At 52.5% G+C, this 18,531-nt stretch carries 10 protein-coding genes; 4 read left to right on the top strand and 6 right to left on the bottom strand.

What is annotated here, in order from left to right; genetic code table 11:
• Positions 1-91 precede the first annotated feature (91 nt).
• On the bottom strand, positions 92-3,697 hold the full coding sequence (gene smc / locus Q8O92_11205; protein ID MDP2983884.1) for a chromosome segregation protein SMC: 3,606 nt from the start codon (positions 3,695-3,697) through the stop codon (positions 92-94).
• Between the two features lie 468 nt (positions 3,698-4,165).
• Here smc and Q8O92_11200 point away from each other — a divergent pair, with 468 nt between their 5' ends.
• Positions 4,166-6,808: a hypothetical protein gene (locus Q8O92_11200; GenBank protein MDP2983883.1), complete on the top strand. Its 2,643-nt coding sequence runs from the start codon at positions 4,166-4,168 to the stop codon at positions 6,806-6,808.
• Positions 6,809-6,848: 40 nt separating this feature from the next.
• Here the strand turns inward: Q8O92_11200 and Q8O92_11195 are convergent, their stop codons facing one another.
• Positions 6,849-9,200 (bottom strand): tetratricopeptide repeat protein, encoded by a 2,352-nt coding sequence (locus tag Q8O92_11195; GenBank protein ID MDP2983882.1) that lies wholly within the window; start codon positions 9,198-9,200, stop codon positions 6,849-6,851.
• Positions 9,201-9,720: 520 nt separating this feature from the next.
• Between Q8O92_11195 and Q8O92_11190 the strand changes: the two genes are divergently transcribed.
• Complete coding sequence (locus Q8O92_11190; GenBank protein MDP2983881.1) at positions 9,721-10,128, top strand: hotdog fold thioesterase; 408 nt, start codon at positions 9,721-9,723, stop codon at positions 10,126-10,128.
• Positions 10,129-10,376: 248 nt separating this feature from the next.
• Here Q8O92_11190 and Q8O92_11185 read toward each other — a convergent pair whose 3' ends face one another.
• The 4 genes from Q8O92_11185 to Q8O92_11170 all read right to left on the bottom strand — a co-directional run bounded on the left by Q8O92_11185 (position 10,377) and on the right by Q8O92_11170 (position 16,911).
• Positions 10,377-12,134: a glutamine--tRNA ligase/YqeY domain fusion protein gene (locus Q8O92_11185; protein MDP2983880.1), complete on the bottom strand. Its 1,758-nt coding sequence runs from the start codon at positions 12,132-12,134 to the stop codon at positions 10,377-10,379.
• 419 nt (positions 12,135-12,553) lie between these two features.
• Positions 12,554-12,919, bottom strand: a complete 366-nt coding sequence (locus Q8O92_11180; protein MDP2983879.1) for a DUF3566 domain-containing protein — start codon at positions 12,917-12,919, stop codon at positions 12,554-12,556.
• A 342-nt stretch (positions 12,920-13,261) separates the two neighbouring features.
• The gene (locus Q8O92_11175) at positions 13,262-15,133 is read right to left on the bottom strand and encodes a hypothetical protein (protein MDP2983878.1); all 1,872 of its coding nucleotides are present in this window, start codon (positions 15,131-15,133) and stop codon (positions 13,262-13,264) included.
• A gap of 401 nt (positions 15,134-15,534) precedes the next feature.
• Complete coding sequence (locus tag Q8O92_11170; protein MDP2983877.1) at positions 15,535-16,911, bottom strand: sodium:alanine symporter family protein; 1,377 nt, start codon at positions 16,909-16,911, stop codon at positions 15,535-15,537.
• A 570-nt stretch (positions 16,912-17,481) separates the two neighbouring features.
• On the opposite strand from Q8O92_11170, the gene Q8O92_11165 reads away from it, so the two are divergent.
• Together Q8O92_11165 and Q8O92_11160 are read left to right on the top strand one after the other, a co-directional pair.
• The gene (locus Q8O92_11165) at positions 17,482-17,979 is read left to right on the top strand and encodes a hypothetical protein (GenBank protein MDP2983876.1); all 498 of its coding nucleotides are present in this window, start codon (positions 17,482-17,484) and stop codon (positions 17,977-17,979) included.
• A 108-nt stretch (positions 17,980-18,087) separates the two neighbouring features.
• On the top strand, positions 18,088-18,531 hold a 444-nt coding region (locus Q8O92_11160), incomplete at its 3' end, for a hypothetical protein (protein MDP2983875.1).

Raw genomic sequence — 18,531 nt, 5'->3', positions numbered from 1 at the left:
ACATTATCATTCCGAAAAAGATTTGCCCATTCCTATTATTACTATATATAAGGAAAAAGTGGAACAATTGTCAAGTAATTCTTCTTGAACCTTACAGAGGGTTTTGCATCTCTTCCAGAAATTCTCTTTCCCCCCGCTGCTCCTTCTCTTCCCCGTCAATCTGCGACAGCCGGACGCTGACCAGAGTTGAGAGTCCCGGCTCCGCCATGGTGATGCCGTAGAGGTTGTCGGCGGCGGCCATGGTCTTCTTGTTGTGGGTTACCATGATGAACTGGGTCTCGCGGGAGAACTCGCGGATGACACGCAGGAACCGGTCGATGTTGGCGTCGTCGAGCGGGGCGTCAACCTCGTCGAGAATGCAGAACGGGCTGGGTTTGACCAGGTAGATGGCAAAGAGGAGGCTGATGGCGGTAAGGGCGCGCTCCCCGCTCGAAAGCAGGCTGATGGAGCGGACGTTCTTGCCGGGGGGACGGGCGGTGATGAGGATATCGGCTTCGAGCGGGTCCGCGTTCTCATCGAGAGCCAGGTCGCAGACCCCGCCCTCGAAGAAATCGGCGAAGGTTTTTCCGAAATTCATGCGGATGCGCTCAAAGGTTTCTTTGAATCGCTCACGGGCGATATTGTTGATTTTCTGGATGGTTTCATGCAGGGCGCGGCGGGCTTCCACAAGGTCATCCCGCTCGCGGGTGAGGAAATCCAATCGACTTTTTTCCTCCTGATAATCCGCTTCGGCGGCCATGTTGACATCGCCGAGCGCCTGGATTTTTCGTTTCAGGTCTTCAAGGAGGAATCTTTCCTGTTCCGGGTCGTAATCCGGATCATGCACAGGCTCCGGAATATCCCGGGCAGTGATGAAATATTCATCGGAGAGCCGCTCGATAATGGATTTGATTTGCAAAGCGGCCTCTTCGCGCTCGAGGGTAAGTGAAGATTCTCCTTTCCCTAGATCCGCCTGGTCGCGGCGAAGATTCTGAAGCTGCCGCTCCGATTCGCTTCTCCGTGCGCGAAACTCATTATAATCCCGTTCCTTCTCCTCTTTAAGGCTGCGCAGGCTGGTATACCCTGTATCGAGAGATTCGAGTCCGGCAAAGAGTTCACTTTTTTTCATACCGGCCTGGAGGGATTCGTTTTCGGCGTCTTCGATCTCATGCAGGATACGGCATCCGGCCTGGGCAAGAGTTTCCCGGCGTTCAACGATGGTATGTATCTCACGGGAAAGCGCAGCCTTTTTTTCGGTGAGAGCGGCCCGCTCGACATCGCATTCATTGACCCCGGCGCGGTGATGTTCCAGTTCCTCACGGAGAGCGGAGATATCGGCGGATGAGCTCCCAACTCGGTCGCCAGCCTCCCGGAACTGCTCCTGTAAACGTTCGGCTTTCTGTTCGAGCGAGACGAGTTCAGCATCATAATTTTCAAACGTATCTTCAATGCCGGCAGCCTCTTTGCCCAGCGCGGCTAGCGTTTCGGATGAAGCTTCTTTTTTTGCTGCGGCCCGCGATTCATGTGCGGTTATCCCGGCCAGTTCCCTGCGCACTTCATTCAGGTCCCTCTCCTTGTCTCTCAGAGAAGTGTGGAGGAACTCGTAATCCTCCGTCAGTGCGGCGCGCTTTTTCTCAAGATCGCTTGCATCGCCGGAAGCCTGTTCCAGCGCGGCGGTGAGCTTTTCCAGCTTCTCTCGCCGTCCGATGGCGGCGCTTTGTCCGTCTTTGCTGATGCCGCCGCAGTGATAATCCCCCTGCGAGCCGACCATGTCGCCGTCCAGGGTGACAAATCTCCCCTCGCGGCTCCAGGTATGCATCCAGTACGCTGTTTCAAGCGAATCCACAATGTACACCCCCCGCAGCAGGCGCCGTATGACCGGCCGGTACCGTTCATCCACCCGGACAAACTGCGCTGCGGGTCCGAGTAATCCGCTGTCGTGGGGAAGCGGAATCTCCTGCTCCGGCTCGGCATCGTCAATAGCCAGAAATGCAGCTCTTCCGCAGAGATTGGTCGAGAGATAACCGATGCCTTCCAGGGCGGTATCAGGATTGTCCACTACAATACTCTGAAGGCGGTCCAAAAGAGCGGATTCAACGGCGCGCTCATACCGCTCGTCGGCTGAGACCAGGTCGGCCAGCACACCGCTGATCCTTCCTTTCAGGTTTTCGGCATTCATGGCGCTTTTCACTCCGCCGGAATATCCTTCGCCGGTACGTATCACCTCGGCAAGGAAATCCCGTTCGGCCCGGAGGGAAGACTGGATATCCCGAGCCTGACGCGCCTGCTTGTCCAGGGCTTCCATCGCACGGTTTTTATCAGTGAGAGCACAGTTGAGTTCAGAAATTACACCGGTGAATTCCCTTTCCCGTGAAGCATAACAACAACGTTCTTCAGCGAGTCTGGCGCATTCCTCTGCCGCCTCCGCTCTAGCTTTTTCCAGCTCGCTGCTCCGCCGGGATATCTCCGTGAGGCGAGCCTCCCCGCTCTCTCGCTTCACCCGCACCGTATCAGCAGCGGAGCCGCAGGCGGAAAGCTCGCGCTCGATTCGGCGATATTCGCTTTCACTGTTCTGGTGAGCGACAGTCCTTTCGGCAACCTTCCGCTCAAACTCCCGGAATTTCTCCCTCAGCGTCCCTGACTGAATCTCCACTTCCACCAAACGTTCTTCAACCGTATGCAGCTCTTCCGCGCATCGGCCGTGGCTCTCTGCGAGTCCGGCCAGGGCGGAGGTATTGTTTCCCGCCGTTTCCCGTGCTTTTGAAATGGCTTCTTCAAGATATTCCAGCCGTGAATCCAGACGGGCCAGTTCTTTTTCCTTTTCAGCGATGGTATTGCGGAACGAATCATAGCGCACGTTTATTTCGGCAAGTTCCTTTTCCGCTCCAAGAATGTCTAAAGAGAGCATATCGCTTGAGTCTGTCAGGGCGGAAATTTTTCCCCTCAACTCTTCCGCGGCGGAAAGCACAGCGGTGAGTCCCTGTTCAGCCGACTCGCTCTTTTTCTTCAATCTGCCGATCTCACGGGAAGCTCCTGAAATCATCCGGGCCTTGATCTCGCTCTTCAGGCTTCGGTAGCGCGCCGCTTTCTGGGCCTGACGTTTGAGCGATTCCACACGACGCTCAAGCTCGGCGATGATGTCGCCCACACGGTTGAGATCATCCTCGATGCTCGCCATACGGTTCAGCGCGGTTCTCCGCCGCGCCTTGTACTTGGTGACCCCGGCGGCCTCCTCGAAGATGTGGCGGCGGTCCTCTGTCTTGTCCGAGAGGATGGAATTGATCATGCCGAGCTCGAACAGGCTGTATGAGTCGGTGCCCATGCCGGTATCCATGAACATATCGCTGATATCGGCCAGGCGGCAGATCTTTTTGTTGATGAGGTATTCCGATTCGCCGGAGCGGAAGAGCCGACGGGTAACGGTCACTTCCGGCATGGCAAGGGGGAGACGGCCCGATTCGTTTTCAATGGTGAGCGAGACCTCCGCCATGCCGAGCGGCTTACGGTTGGTCGAGCCTTTGAAGATCACATCCTCCATCCGCTCGAGCCGTATCAGGGTGGGCCGCTGTTCGCCCAAAACCCACCGTATGGCATCCACCACGTTGGTTTTGCCGCAGCCGTTCGGCCCCACCACCGCGGTCGTGCCCCCGGTGAGGCTGAGATCGAGCTTCTTGGCGAACGACTTGAACCCATAGATTTCAAGGCGGGAGAGTTTCATAAACAGTCTCTCTTATGAATAGATGCCGAAACGGTTTCATCGTTCCCGCGAAGCGGCAACAAGTTCGGCATGACAGTTGTCATCCTGAACTCGTTTCAGGATCTTGTTAAATCAAACATATTGTGTCAGGCTACCAACAATAATACTATATATGGGGGAAAAAGCGCAAGAGAAAAGTTGAAAAAAGTATGGATTCGAAACAAGGATGAAAGAATATTGCCGCTTCGCGGGAACAATTAAACTGTTTCTCGCAGAGACGCAGTGACGCAAAGAAAGAGAAAAAGAAAAAAGCAATTTGGACAGGATTTACAAGATTTTACAGGATTTTACTTTCACGAAATACTATTTTATATACTTGCCGAACTTGTTTCGGCATCTATTCACCCATGTCATGCCGAATGGACTCCCTGCTTATTCATGAAAAAAAGTTGGGGCACCCCGGGGCTGCCTTAAAGAAAGGAACCACCCATGAAACGATTCGGTAAAATCTTGTTAAATCTTGTAAATCCTGTCAATTTTCCTTTCCTTTTTATCATCATTCTCTGTCTTTATTCTGCGCCCTCAGTTTGGACAAAAACACTCCTCTACAACCAGCTCGATACGGTCAATCTGCGCGACCAGGGCATTCCCTCGGACGAGCGCTCCACCGAGGCGCTCATCGCATCGGGCGATCTCGTGTACGGCGCCACCTCCGGCGACAGATGCCATATTTTCCGATTCGACCCCCAGGCAAGGAAGGTCACCGTGCTGGCCGATATCCCCGGACACAATACGGTGCTGAAGGGGTTTGTCCTGGACGGCGATGTCCTGTACGCCGGGACAATGCTCACGAAGGAGCAGATATGGTGGCTCGCCCGTAAAAGCGGCGGAAAATACGAGTTGGAGGATGCAAATCTCTATCCGATCGAGAAAAGCTGGAACACCGGCCGCCTCTACCGTATAAGCGGCATCGGCGGCGCCGGCCCGAAACTGGAAGACCTGGGAATCCCGGTGGAAGGCCAGGGCATATATACTATGGCCATCGACAGCAAACGTCAACTGATATACGGCCTCACCACGCCCGCCGGGAGATTTTTCATCTATAACATCCGCACCGGGAAAACGGAAACGGTCACTTTCGGCACGACTGCATCCTCCGTTTCCAATCACATGGTGGGAGTGGCGGAGGTGGTGAAAGACCTGACCGATTTCACCCCCGGCGAAGTGGAATTCAACAACAAGCTCATCGCCAAAGCCATGCATGTCATGCCGGACGGCGTCCTCTACACTTCCGGCTGGAACGGCCAGATAATCCGCTATGATCCCAAAGTTGCCAAGCCGCAGGACCGGTTCAAAGCGGTGGGCTGGATTCCCTCCGTCCCGGGCCGTCAGCACTGGAACTCCCTCGATGTGATTGTCGAGCATGACGGCAGGCTCTATATGGGTACATCGGACGGCTACATCGTCCGTTTGGATCCGGCTACAAACGATATCGAAAACCTGGGAAAACCCATTAGCTCCATCCAGGTGCGCGGGCTGGCGTTCTCCCCTCTGGACGGCCGTCTCTACGGTATCAGCGGGGGCGAGGACCAGGGCATCAGCAGGTTCTGGTGTTACGACCCGGCGAGGGGAACATTCGAGGTGGATTACCCGGCGGTGAAAATGTTCAACCTGAAACCCATGGCCGACCTTGTAGCAACCGAAAGAGGCGCCCTGGTCATGGCGGAGACGGAGCGAATTGCCAATCTCTGGGTGCTCACCCCGGGAACTGCCAAAGAATGGGAAAAGAGCGGCGTCATAGTGGAGGCCGATCCCCGGATTATTGAAAGTTCCCGTCAGAACTTCCCCGCCGGGGACCTGTTCGCCGGGCACAAGAAGCTCCAGGTGGAAGTCTTCCCCATACCGTCCGCCATGCACGGCGGCTCCGGCTACACGGCCATCCAGGCTGACGATGCGGGCCGGGTCTATGTGGGCGGGGCCTATTACGGCAAGTTCTCCCCCTTAATGCAGCTCGACCCCAAAACCGCCCTGTGGCGGCTCCTATTCCGCTCCGACGAGCTTTCCCACCTGTATGGCCGCGGACAGGGCATCCTCGGCAAAATCCACACCAAGCTCCGTCTCGGCAAGGACGGCAAGATGTACGGCGCAATGAAGCAGGGATACGAGTTCCATTTCGACATCCGCTCCGATATGGGCGAGTCGCCTTACGGGATAAAGGGGGGCCAGTTCCCCTGTCATTTCTTCTGCTATGATCCGAAAACCGGCCATACCGAAGACCTTGGCCCCGGCTACAAACAGGAAGGCACAGTGGGGTTCTGCGCGGACACTGACCGCGGTTTCCTCTACGGCATGACCGAGCCTTCGGGACACTTCCTGGTGTACAACCTGAAAACCGGGCGCATCTGGAACGCCGGCCCCTGGGGCGGCCTCGCCTCCAGCCGCTACATGGCAATGGAGCTTTCCACAGGCCGGGTATACCACAAGGGCGAAGTCACTCCCTCCGGGAAGAGCTTCATGATAGTCTGGGACCCCCAGGAATTCAAGCTCCATGACTATGAAATCGCGGCGGAAGGCGGCCTTAAATACAGCCATTCCTACACACTCACGAGCGGCGCGACCGGCTCGAACAAGCTCTACGGCCACTCGGACGGCAAGCTCTGGGAGATGGACATGATTCCCGCCACGGACGGCAAGCTCCATGTCCGCCCGCTCTGCTCCTGGTCGGTAGACGGCGAAACATTCGGCGGATACCCCTATGCAATCGAGACCGGCCCGGATGGCCGCATCTACTGGGCCTGCCTCTACAACAACGGAGTCGGCCCCGTTCCCATGTCCCTCTTCGCCTGGAACCCCACAACCCGCGTGAAATCTTATCTCGGCACCTGCGCCCTCGGCGGCGACTTCATCCGTGGCGGCGGCGTCCAGGGCCTCTGCTTCGACAAGAAAGGCAACCTGGCTGTTCATGTGCTCTACTGCCACCTCACCCCTGAGCAGAGAAAACTCTGGAAGGTGAGCCGTGACTTCTCCTACCAGGACATTCCGGAACAGCCTTACTTCCTGGGCTATCCGGGGCTGGTCAAGGATACGTATTACTCAGTGTATTATGTGAAGGGGGCAACGGGGATGAGGTGAGGGAATAGCGGTAATTGCATCTATATTGGCGGGGTGTGTGTTATTTCACCCCCGAGAGCCTCATGTATTCGCGGTATTCCGCCTGAGCCTCAACAGGTTTCCCCTGTTTTTCATAGCATTGGCCAAGTCCGAAATGTGCAGCGGCATAGCCCGGTTTCAATCGGAGCGCCTCGGTGCATTCCAAAACCGCTTCGGTGAGCATGGATTTCGCAAAATAGGCCGACCCTAGATTCAGACGGATTTCCGAGAGATCATCGGTGTTCTGCTCGCTTCCGGCCGCAGCTTTCAGCTCATGAATGGCATCGTCGTACATTTTCACCTGGAGAAAAGAGACGCCGAGATGGAACGGTTTTCCGAATATCAGGCCGTACGGCGAGCTTTTGAGGATTTTTTCAAGGTGGATTGCCGAGTCAGTTAACTCGTTTCTGCTCTTATAGATACGGTAGAGCTGAAAATGGGATTCAAAGTTGAATTCATCACGCTCGGTTGCCGCGAGGTAATTTGTTACGGCGGCGTTCAGATCATTTTTGTATCGGCAGACATCTCCCAGGATGCGATATCCCTCGCCAAATTCCACCGGGGCGGTTTTGATTATGTCCTGGGCGATGGTCTGAAGATTGTCGATAGAGATGGTCGCTTTTTTCCATTCGTGTTGTGATATGAGTGTGAGAGCCCGGCTATATTTACCCACAAATTCAGCAGAAAATCCTGGATTGGGAGGAAATTTTCTTGTTCGGGATACTTGTTCGGGATTTTTACGTGTATAAAAAACCTGGCTCGACTTTAGCTTGTGTAATATGATATGCTGCGGATAATATAAGAAGAGGAAATCAGGCTGCAGGAACAACGCTCGTTCCGCGTAAGCGCTCGGTTTCAGGTCGGTAGAGAAGATGATGTAGTCCGGTTTCCGGGAAAGCACATATGCTGCGTTGTATTTCTTTTCTTTCCAGGTAACGGAGGCATCGGCGGAGATTTCCGGTATGGGCTGCGGATGATGGGCAATCTGCTCGTCGGTAAGGCCGAGCATGTCGATGACCGTTACACCGGAGAAATATCCCAGAGCGCCTACAGTCGTGGCTGCGACGCAGAGTTTCCCGCTGCGTTCAGCCTGACGGTCTTTCAGCCAGGCCGCTTTTATTTTCATTTTACTGACGAGCCCGGTCTCAGAAGTCCGCACCTGCGCGATTATCGCCCTTTCACCGAAATACATGTACCCGGCGAAAGCGAATACCGCCGCCCAGGTTGCTGCGAAGAGGGCAAGGCGGAGGCTCTCCCTCCTGTGGGAAAAAATGATAAATACCTCGTGTAAAAATCTCGCCCATAGGATAAAAATCAGCGGAAGAACCGGCAGGAAAAACCGATGCAGAGAGAGGACATCGCCCCCCACCGAAACGACATAAATACAATATACAAGGATGAGTGAGAAAAACAGGCTCGTTTCAAAGCGCCTTTCCCGGACTGTCAAAAGAAACAGGGGTGCGGCCAGAGCGAACCCGTAGAGGAGATATGCTTTGACGAACTGAACAAAGTATGTTATCCCTGCGGTAAGATAGACCGAGGACAATCCGGTTTTTGCATAGAATGTATTCGGAAACAGGTGGCCGTAATAGAAGATCCTGAACAGTGTGAACGCAATATAAGGAACTGCGAAAAGCGCGATTTCAGTAAAAAAGACCCGAAGGATGGATTTCCGCTGATGGGAGTCATTTGGTCGAAAAGTTGAGAAGAGAGCATGAAGCATGATAACAGCAAAAAAAAGAGCGCCTTCAGGCCGGGTGAATGTAGCAAAAATCATTGAGATGACAAACGGATACGATGGTCTTGTCCGTCGCGGCTGTTTAAGATGAAAAAAGAGACCGGTGACAACCAGAAATACGAAGAGGGAAGATTCCATGCCGCTCACCGACCAGAAACTGAACGCCCCGACGGAAACCAGAAACAGTACCGGTATAAGCGCAAACCAGGAATTCCACCGCTCAGCTCGTTTCTCCATCATGGCGCTGGGCGGCGGCGCGGAAATAATCCGGTAAAGAGCGAATGTCACGGCAAGGGTGAGCACACCGAAGAAGACGCTGAGGTACTGAGAGACATTCTCCGTATTTAGACCGAGAACTGCAGCCGCGCTCAGAATCATAACCCAGAGAAAACAGGTGTATCCCTCCACCCGTTCGCCTGGGTTGAATACAAGGCCGTGGCCCGATATAAAGTTCTTTACATATCTGAGCGTGATATAGGTATCATCCTGGATAAATGCGTTTTGGATGCAGAAATAGATAAAAACACCCATGAGAACAATCAGGAGCGCATACTGAGATGCGGTATTCAAAACGATGGGACCGGAGGGGGGGGGTTCAACAGGATTTTTCCTGGTTTTTTTTATTTGTTTTGCCATGATATGATGGGGTTTCCGGGATAAAAAGTTTTTCCAAAACTGCCCTTTTTAACTGTGCGAGAATTTTCGAACATCGCTGCTTATTCACAGTGTATATTTGAACGCAGCATAGCTCAAATAATACATGTTTGCTCTCATAATGTCAACCAGATACATACTCTGGCCATCCCCCATTTTTTATTCGGCGACAGAAATACCATATCACTTATCTGCTCTTTAGATAAAATCCCCCCGCCGCATAAAGCGGCGACCCCCTTATTAAGGGGGTTTAGGCTGCCTGCCAACATGATTCCCCCCATAATAAGGGGGGATGTCCGAAGGACAGGGGGGATTTGTCCTTCATGAGGACTTGAACCCGAGAATATTTTCAAGAATGTATTTTCGTGGAAAGATAAGCATCATAAAGAGTTACAAAATATTGATTCAAAAATCTGGGGGATTGCCAGATACATACTATCTAATTCATGAAAATTGGCGAGATGTCACCATATTCATCGTAACCGTTATTCGGGAGGTATCAATGGAAAATCTTGTTACATTCTTTGAAACTGATGTATTTGCCCGATATCTTGGCGTCGAGTTGCTGGAAGCTTCCGAGGGGAGGGCAAAGGCCAGACTGGAGATAAGACCGCATCATTTGAACAGTCATGCTATAGTCCATGGCGGTGTGCTGTTCGGTCTGGCAGATGTCGTTTTTGCCGTTGCCTCCAATTCTTACGGAGTTGCGGCAGTGGCGATCCATGCGGATATTTCCTATTTCAAAGCAACCTCTGAAGGCGTTTTGACCGCAGAGGCGAAAGAGCTTTCCCGCAGTGCAAAACTGGCAAGTTACACTATTCATATATCCGATGACAAAGGTAAAATCGTAGCAGCTTTTCAGGGTATGGTTTACCGGAAAGAAAAGAGAAGTGAAGGCAAGCAGAAATAATTTTTAAAAGTTGAGGCTTTTGCAAAAGTCGTTTTATACAAAATAAGAAAAAGTACTTTTTTAAACTACAGCCCCCTATCCCTCTGTCCCTTTCCCCCGAATGGGGCAAGGGAAGTCGTTATTCCATAGTCACTTCCTGCCCCCTCCGGGGGAAGGATGTCCGAAGGACAGATAGGGGGCTGCTTCAAATATCTACTTATGCAATTAGCTCTATCTTTCAATGTGTTTTTTCTCTTTATACATCCACCCTACAATTCTTTTCCCCTTTTCTTTATTCTCTCCCACTCATCCTTCAATGTCACTGTCCGGTTGAATACCAGGCGCTCCGGAGTGGAATCAACTGAATCCACGCAGAAATACCCTATCCGTTCAAACTGGTAGCGGCATCCTGGCGCCGCGCAGTCAAGGCTCGGTTCCAGACGGCAGCCGGTAAGAACTTCCAGGGAATGTGGATTCAGGAAGTTTTTGAAATCGCCTTCCTGCCCGTAGGGGTTTTCCACTGAAAGCAGGCGGTCGTACAGGCGAACTTCAGCCGGAATTGCGTGGGGGGCGGAGACCCAGTGCAGGGTCGATTTCACTTTGCGGCCGTCCGGGGCGTCGCCGCCGCGCGTCGCCGGATCGTAGGTACAGCGAAGCTCGATCACCTCGCCGGTTTTCTCATCCTTTACCACACCAACGCATTTGATAAAATAGGCATAGCGCAGCCTCACCTCGCGACCGGGGGCAAGACGGTAGAATTTGCCAGGAGGATTCTCCATGAAATCATCGCGTTCGATATAGAGTTCCCGGGAGAAGGGGACTTTACGGGTTCCCATGCCGGGGTCTTCCGGGTTGTTCACCGCATCCAACTCCTCCGCCATGCCTTCGGGATAGTTTTCGATGACCACCTTGAGCGGACGCAGCACAGCCATGACCCGCGGCGAGCGTTTGTTCAAATCCTCACGGATATGGTACTCCAGGAGCGCCACATCGACCATGCTGTCCCTTTTCGCCACACCGATCCGTTCAGCGAAATTACGAATCGCTTCCGGAGTGTATCCACGGCGACGCATACCCGAAAGGGTGGGCATCCTGGGATCATTCCATCCTGAGACATATCTTTCCTGTACCAGCTCGAGGAGTTTTCGCTTGCTCATCACCGTATAGGTCAGATTGAGACGGGCGAATTCTATCTGCTGCGGATGGCAGGGCACTTTCAATTCATCCAGACACCAGTCGTACAGGGGACGGTGGTCCTCAAACTCCAGAGTGCAGATGGAATGAGTAATCCCCTCCAGGGAATCGGACAGGCAGTGGGTGAAATCATACATCGGATAGATGCACCACGCATTGCCGGTACGGTGATGCTCGGCGTGGATGATGCGGTAGATGACCGGATCCCTCATGTTCAAATTGGGGGAGGCCATGTCGATCTTTGCCCGCAGCACATGGGCGCCGTTCTTGAATTCCCCCGCCCGCATGCGCGAGAAAAGGTCAAGGTTCTCTTCTATCGAACGGTTACGGTAAGGGCTTTCTTTGCCCGGCTCGGTCAGTGTGCCGCGATACTCACGGATTTGATGGGCGCTCAGGCTGCATACATAGGCTTTCTCCATTTTAATTAGCTCAACTGCAAACTGATAGAGCTTTTCAAAATAATCGGAGGCATAAAAGAGCCGGTCGTCCCAGTCGAATCCCAGCCATTTTACATCGTTAATGATCGATTCCACATATTCGATGTCTTCTTTGCTCGGATTGGTATCATCGAACCGGAGGTTGCATTCGCCGTTGTACTCGAGGGCGAGGCCGAAATTCAGGCAGATGGATTTGGCATGCCCGATATGCAGATAGCCGTTAGGTTCCGGGGGAAACCGGGTATGAACCCTGCCGTTGTTTTTATTGATTCGCAGGTCTTCATTGATAATTTCCCGGATAAAATTAGTGGGTGCTGGAACAGTTTTGTCCTCCGGAAAGGACTTCACCGCGTTTTTTTTAGGGATGCGGTCATGGTCAACGTTGGAAGTATTCATTCTGTTTCCTTTTATTTTTTCGAGATTGTCATCTGAGCCAATTGCAAAAGTCGTTTATATGTAAAAAAGAAGGCAAGTTGTTAACTACAGCCCCCTATCCCTCTATCCCTTTCCCCCTGAAGGGGGCAAGGGAAGTCATTGTCCCACAGTCGCTTCCTGCCCCCTCTGGGGGAAGGATGTCCGAAGGACAGAAAGGGGACTGCTTCCAACAATCACGACTTTTGCAATTAGCTCATCTGGTGAGTATTTCTTGGAAATACTACGCTGTTATGGCGTCATCATATCCTGAAACGAGTTCGGGATTACACGTGTCATGCCGAACTTGTTGCCGCTTCGCGGGAACGATGAAAGCGTTTCGGCATCTATATCCTGTTACCAACCCTGTCAATTATCAAATTCAGCGCGGAAATAAAGGAGAATCAGATAGCTTCGTGCAATTTAGAAGAGTATTCTTCCGGATGGTAATTCACCCGCTCAGCTTCCATTTCAAGCTCGATTCCGCCGAACAGGGCGGCGGAGAGATTATAAAAAAGGGCAAAAACCAGGGAAAGGATAATGCCCATGAAACCAAAGAACAAAGTACATATCACCGGAAAGATGATCAGCCCCCCGAACCCGTAAGCCGGGTTGTGTTCTGAAAGCATCATGGCAATAAGAGACGAAAAGAATGCAAACACAAGCCCCAGAAATACACCGGCGGCAAATCCGAAAACGCAGGAGATGGATCCGCCGATCTTCATGGCAGACCAGAGGCCGATCCGTCTGACTTTCCATTTTTTAACCATTTCCAGACCCACCAAGGCAAGCGCGGATATTGAATATCAAGGAATTCCAATAGTTTTTTTCGGTTATGGCATTAGATAAGGTTCGTGAACGTATCTATAGATGCCGAAACAAGTTCGGCATGACACGTGTCATCCTGAACTCGTTTCAGGATCTTAATTGCAATTACAGGGCAATATTTTCAAAAATGCTTACCAAATGACATAACCGGATAATTCTTGTAATATAAAAAGAAAAGGGTGTATATCCAATACTTTAACAGGTATGATCATCATATGAGACGAGCATGGTTACTATCTTGCATAAAGCACCTTCCCTTCCCGTAAGCTTCGACCTACTATAAACTATCTAAATACTTTCATCGCCCTCAGCACATGGTTACGGGCATAGTAAACATCTTTCCCGATGATGGGACCGGGAATGTTGAATTCATTTTCTTTATGAACAATTTTCCGTATTTCAAGCGTTTGCATATCAATACGATAGAAGCAGGAGGAAGTGAATCCGTACAGGAAGCCGTCCGGGCCAACCTGCAGGCCGTTATCCAGCGGGCCGCCCTCCGGAAGAGGCTTGCGGTCGGTAAAGGTGCGTGACAGGGGATCGAAAACGAACAATTCCGGATTTCCGCCTCCGGTGATAGTGCCGTAGAGACGGCCGTCCGGACCCGCGAGGAGCGCGTTGAAAGTATTCACCGGCCGGTCCGGGGCGCCCTCCCATACTTTCTTTTCTGCCTTGTAATCCCAAAGGAAAAGCTGCGCCTGCTTCACTTTCGGCGTGGTACCCGATCCAGCCTGAATGGTTGTGCCGACCGCCATAAGCCCTAGCTTTTCCAGAGGCGCCAGGGTATAGCAGCTCCCATCACCGAAAATACGGTAGTAGGCATGTTTTTCTCCGGTCGAAGGTTCATACCAGGACAGGGGGCCTCCCCAGCGGCCGTAGTCCGGGAGCGACGCCAGCCAGACCCTTCCGAGCGGCCCGGTCACAGTCGAGCGTGGACGGTAGGAGATGTCGTCGATACGGCCAAGCTCGCGGGGATTATCAGCGGGGCCCTTCCCATAATGGTATGGCTTTTTCGGGTCATAGACCGAAACCATGGCCCCAGGATAGGAGGAGATATATATGCTCCCCCGGAAATTGGCCATCGAGTACGCCTCCCCGGAAGCGGCGGAGCATTTGCCCATATCGGCCAGGCTCCCGGAACGGGGATCGTAGCGGAACAGGTGGAGCGGCAGAATGCTTGAACCGTAGAGGCAGCCGTCCGGCCCGGTATGGAGAACGAATATCTCCGTGCCGGCGGCTTTATAATCCAGGGTGAAAGTTTGGGTGCTTCCGTCCGGTTTCTTCACCGAGAGCTTCCGGTAAAGCTGCTGGTCGGCATCGGTGAATGTGGATCTGTATGAAGCGGTTGGGGAGGCCGCCGGTTTTTCCGGGATTTTCTCCACCGGGACAGCGGTGAATCCCTGAATCCGGAAATTCCCCATACTCGAACGGATATAGACCGTGTTGTCCGCTCCCCGGACGAGATCGAACGATTCCTTGCCCTTGGTCGCTACCGGCCCAACTGTCTTCTTCTCGCCGGTTTTAGGGTCGAGCACCACAAGGTGCGGCTGGGTCATCATGATACGGTTGCAGATCGTGCCGTCGGAATTGACCATGGGATAATTGTACATGTCCACTTCATCCATACGGCCGTAGCGGGTGAATACCCCTGTCCTGGGTTCGTAGCTGGTCAGGTCAGCGGTCCCGTAACTCCCGATCCAGAGACGGCCCTCCGCGTCCTCTTCGATGGCGCAGGGGAAACTGGCCTTGCCGGGGTTGATAGCGCCTAGAGCCTCGAACGTGTCGTTCGCCGGGTCATAGCAGAGGAGATGTCCCGCATAGGCCGCCCCGACATAAAGCTTTCCGCTCCGGCTCATCAGGGTCGCGGTCGGGTAATTGGATTCAGGAACCCTGGAGAGATACTGCTTGAGCTCTCCGGTTTCCGGATTGATCCGCAGGACGAACAGGTTGTCGGCGGTCTGTCCCATGGTTGCGTAGACAGCCGGTTTTCCCGCGCCGTCCCGCCCGTCGTGCAGGCGCACCCAGTTGACCGACTGCACCGGAATCCCGATGTCCCGGATGATCGGGTTCTCGACCAGCCGTAAAGACGGCCTTCCGCAGTTCACTGTGACCAGAAGGAGAAAGAGCGCGGGAACAAAAAGAAGTTTTCTCAGCATGGGAACCTCCCGGGTGAAGGTGGCTGTATTGAACGAATGAGGGAAGATTAAGAGTAAATATAGGATAATATGGGGGAAAGTAAAGGGGGAGATGAAAAGAAATGAGTACTATCCCACTAATATCAGCTTTTGAAAAAGGCTCAACTGAGAAGCGATTTTTACGTTGTGCTTTTTGCAAAAGTCAAAATGATGGATGCAGCCCCCTTCCTGTCCTTCGGACATCCTTCCCCCGAAGGGGGCAGGACAAGGCTTCATCGTTCCCGCAAAGCGGCAACTACCGTTGAGCAATGACTTCCCTTGCCCCCATCGGGGGAAAGGGACCGAGGGAAAGGGGGCTGTAGTAAAAAATCTTCTTTATTCCGTAAAATGCGACTTTTGCAAAAGCCTTCATTGAAAATATTTTATAGCTCCGCTTTTTTAACTGCCCGTTCGGTTTCAGGGAGAAACCGATCGAAATAATCCTTTTGCAGCGCCTTGATGGTCCCTGCGAGGAACACCAGTGCGAAGAGATTCGGCAGGGCCATGAATCCGTTCATGATGTCGGCGAAGCACCATACCGATTCGAGCTTGACCACCGACCCGATGAACACGAACCCGACATAGACGGTACGGTAGGTCTTCATGTGCGCGCTCCCGAAGAGGTACTCGATGGCTTTCTCGCCGTAATAGCACCAGCCGAGCACGGTTGAATAGGCGAATAGGGCGAGTGAGACAGCAGAGACGACGCCCCCGATATTCGAACCGAAGAGATGGTTGAACGAGGCTGCGGAGAGCTTGGCGCCGGTCAGGGAGCCGTCCGCCACATCGGCCATGACGATGATGACTCCGGTCATGGAGCAGACAACCAGGGTGTCGATGAATGTCTGGGTCATGGAGATGAGCGCCTGGGTGACCGGGTGATCGGTACGGGCGGCGGCGGCGGCGATAGGCGCGGAGCCGAGGCCGCTCTCGTTGGAGAAAAGCCCGCGCGCAAGACCGTAACGCATGGCCTCGCGAACCCCGTGGCCTGCAACTCCTCCCCAGACCGCCTCGCCGGTGAATGCATGGACAAATATGGTTTTCACCGCGAACGGCAGGAGGGAGAGGTTCATGATGACCGCGATGAATCCTCCGGTCATGAAAAAAATGATCATGACGGGAACGAACACCTGGGTAACCCTGCCGATGGATTTGATCCCGCCGATGAGCACCATGGCGGCCAGGATGGTGATGACTATTCCTGTGATCCAGTTGGGCACCCCGAAAGCGCCGTTGATGGCTTCGGCGGTGGAATTGGACTGCACCATGTTCCCTATCCCGAACGCGGCGATAGCGGTGAATACCGCGAACGCAACCGCGAGCATTTTGCTTTTCACTCCCTTGGCGATATAGTACATGGGGCCGCCAGCCACTGTGCCGTCGGCGTGGACATCACGGTAATGAAGGGCGAGCACCGCTTCGGAATATTTAGATGCCATACCAAGAAGTCCGGTCACCCACATCCAGAACATGGCGCCGGGCCCGCCCATGGCGATGGCGGTAGCTACCCCGGCGATGTTGCCAGTTCCAACCGTGGCGGCGAGCGCGGTCATGAGCGCCTGGAAATGGCTGATCTCGCCTTGCCCCTTCTCATCCTTAGGGGGAAAAAAGATCATTTTCAGCGCCCGGGGGAGATGGATGAACTGGACGAAACCGAGCCGCAGGGTGAGATAGAGACCGGTGCCGATCAGGGGCACGATAAGGGGAAATCCCCAGAGGAAGTTGGAAAAATTAACCAGAAACGTGTTTACTGATTCCATGTGCAGCCTCCAAAAAAAAGTAGGAATACAGGAGTCAGAAGCCAGGAGACAGAATAAAAGATTTTCTCGCGCAAAGTTCGCAAAGAAAAAATCAAAAATCCAATATACTACAAAGCAAAGCCGGGAGATACATGCTTTTTGTTTCTCTGATTGAGAGGAGAAAATACTAAAAATATAAGATAGTAAATATTAGCTTGACTTTTAGGCGGAACGTGCTATTTTATTTCTATATTTTTACATACGTTTATCAAAAAAGTGTATGCCAAGTAAGGGATGATATACGGTTTCATTATATCGCCCTTATTAGTCTCTTACGAGTGTAATTCTGTGTTTGAAGCACAGGATTTAACGTTAGGCGTTAGCAAGATAAGGAATAATAACGAGTTCCCTTTTGGTTCTGGCTAGACCAGGTTAAGGGTATAATACAGAAGGCTTTTTTGTAAAAATAGTTAATTTCTCCTTGCGATTAAATAGAAATAATTTTTTAAATTGAGCGTTATAAAGAGGGCTACAGAATTACTTGTTAGGGGCATGACATAGGCACTTACCACTTTATCAAGGGGAGGCACCATGAATCAGTTCTTTAATCCAAAGTCCATGTTGACGCCAGGTGCGGCTGGAGCCCTCATAATGTTGATTACGAATGCGCTGTGCAACAACTTTCCCGAGTTTCATTTTCGGTATGTAGCGCTCATACTAAGTTTTGTGATTGGCGCGGTAGTGTTCACTGCCTCGACAATGAAAGTCTGGGAACGCGGCATCTATTGGGTCGTGAACTCACTGATTATCTTTTCGATGGGGGTCGGTGCCACGAACATCGCCGCGAATGTGTCAACAAAACAGGCATCGAATGAATACCAACCTCTTCAGCCGGAGCATCAATACAAGGCAATTCCTTTGCCAGAGTCCGATATGAAGGCACTTGAGCCAAATGAGACGAAGCAGAAGCCAGAAACAGAGTCCAAGGTGAAGGTACCTGAGCCAAAAGAGACGAAGCAGAAGCCAGAAACAGAGTCCAAGGTGAAGGTACCTGAGCAAATACAAAAAAGTTTCTTCAGAAAGTGGTAACCCTAACAATTTATTCCACCGGACCAGCGCTAAAAGCAGCGCAGGCCGGTGAATTCAACGTTAGGCGGCTTGTATCTGTAACTCGATCACAACGAAAGCGAGCACACCATGGCAAAGAAACGAATTGCATCAACCACCGCGATCTTCTCTGACAGAATCTGCAACCTTGTCCCGTCGCGTGATACTGCGAGGGACTGGAGGTTTCAGGATGCCTTAACATCCGGTGCATTAGCTGCACCTGCTGCACTGCCGACAAAAGTTGATCTTCGCCAGCCTTGGTGGACCATCGGCAATCAGTCGACTACTGGATCCTGCGTCGGCTGGGCAACGGCTGATGGTGTAATGCGATTTCACTTAGTCCAAGCAAATCGCCTTCAACAGAATCAGCTCTTGTCACCGCGTTTTGTGTGGATGGCGTCGAAAGAAACGGATGAGTTCACAACACGCCCTGAGACATTTGTTGAAGAGGCTGGAACGAGTCTCAAAGCGGCAATGGACATTGTGCGTAAATACGGGACTGTTCTTGATTCGGTGCTTCCATTTAAGATCAGC

This window comes from Candidatus Latescibacter sp. (genome assembly GCA_030692375.1).
Lineage (GTDB): Bacteria > Latescibacterota > Latescibacteria > Latescibacterales > Latescibacteraceae > JAUYCD01.
The sequence above is the reverse complement of the archived record's forward strand: the minus strand, read 5'-3'. Positions and strand labels throughout refer to the sequence as shown.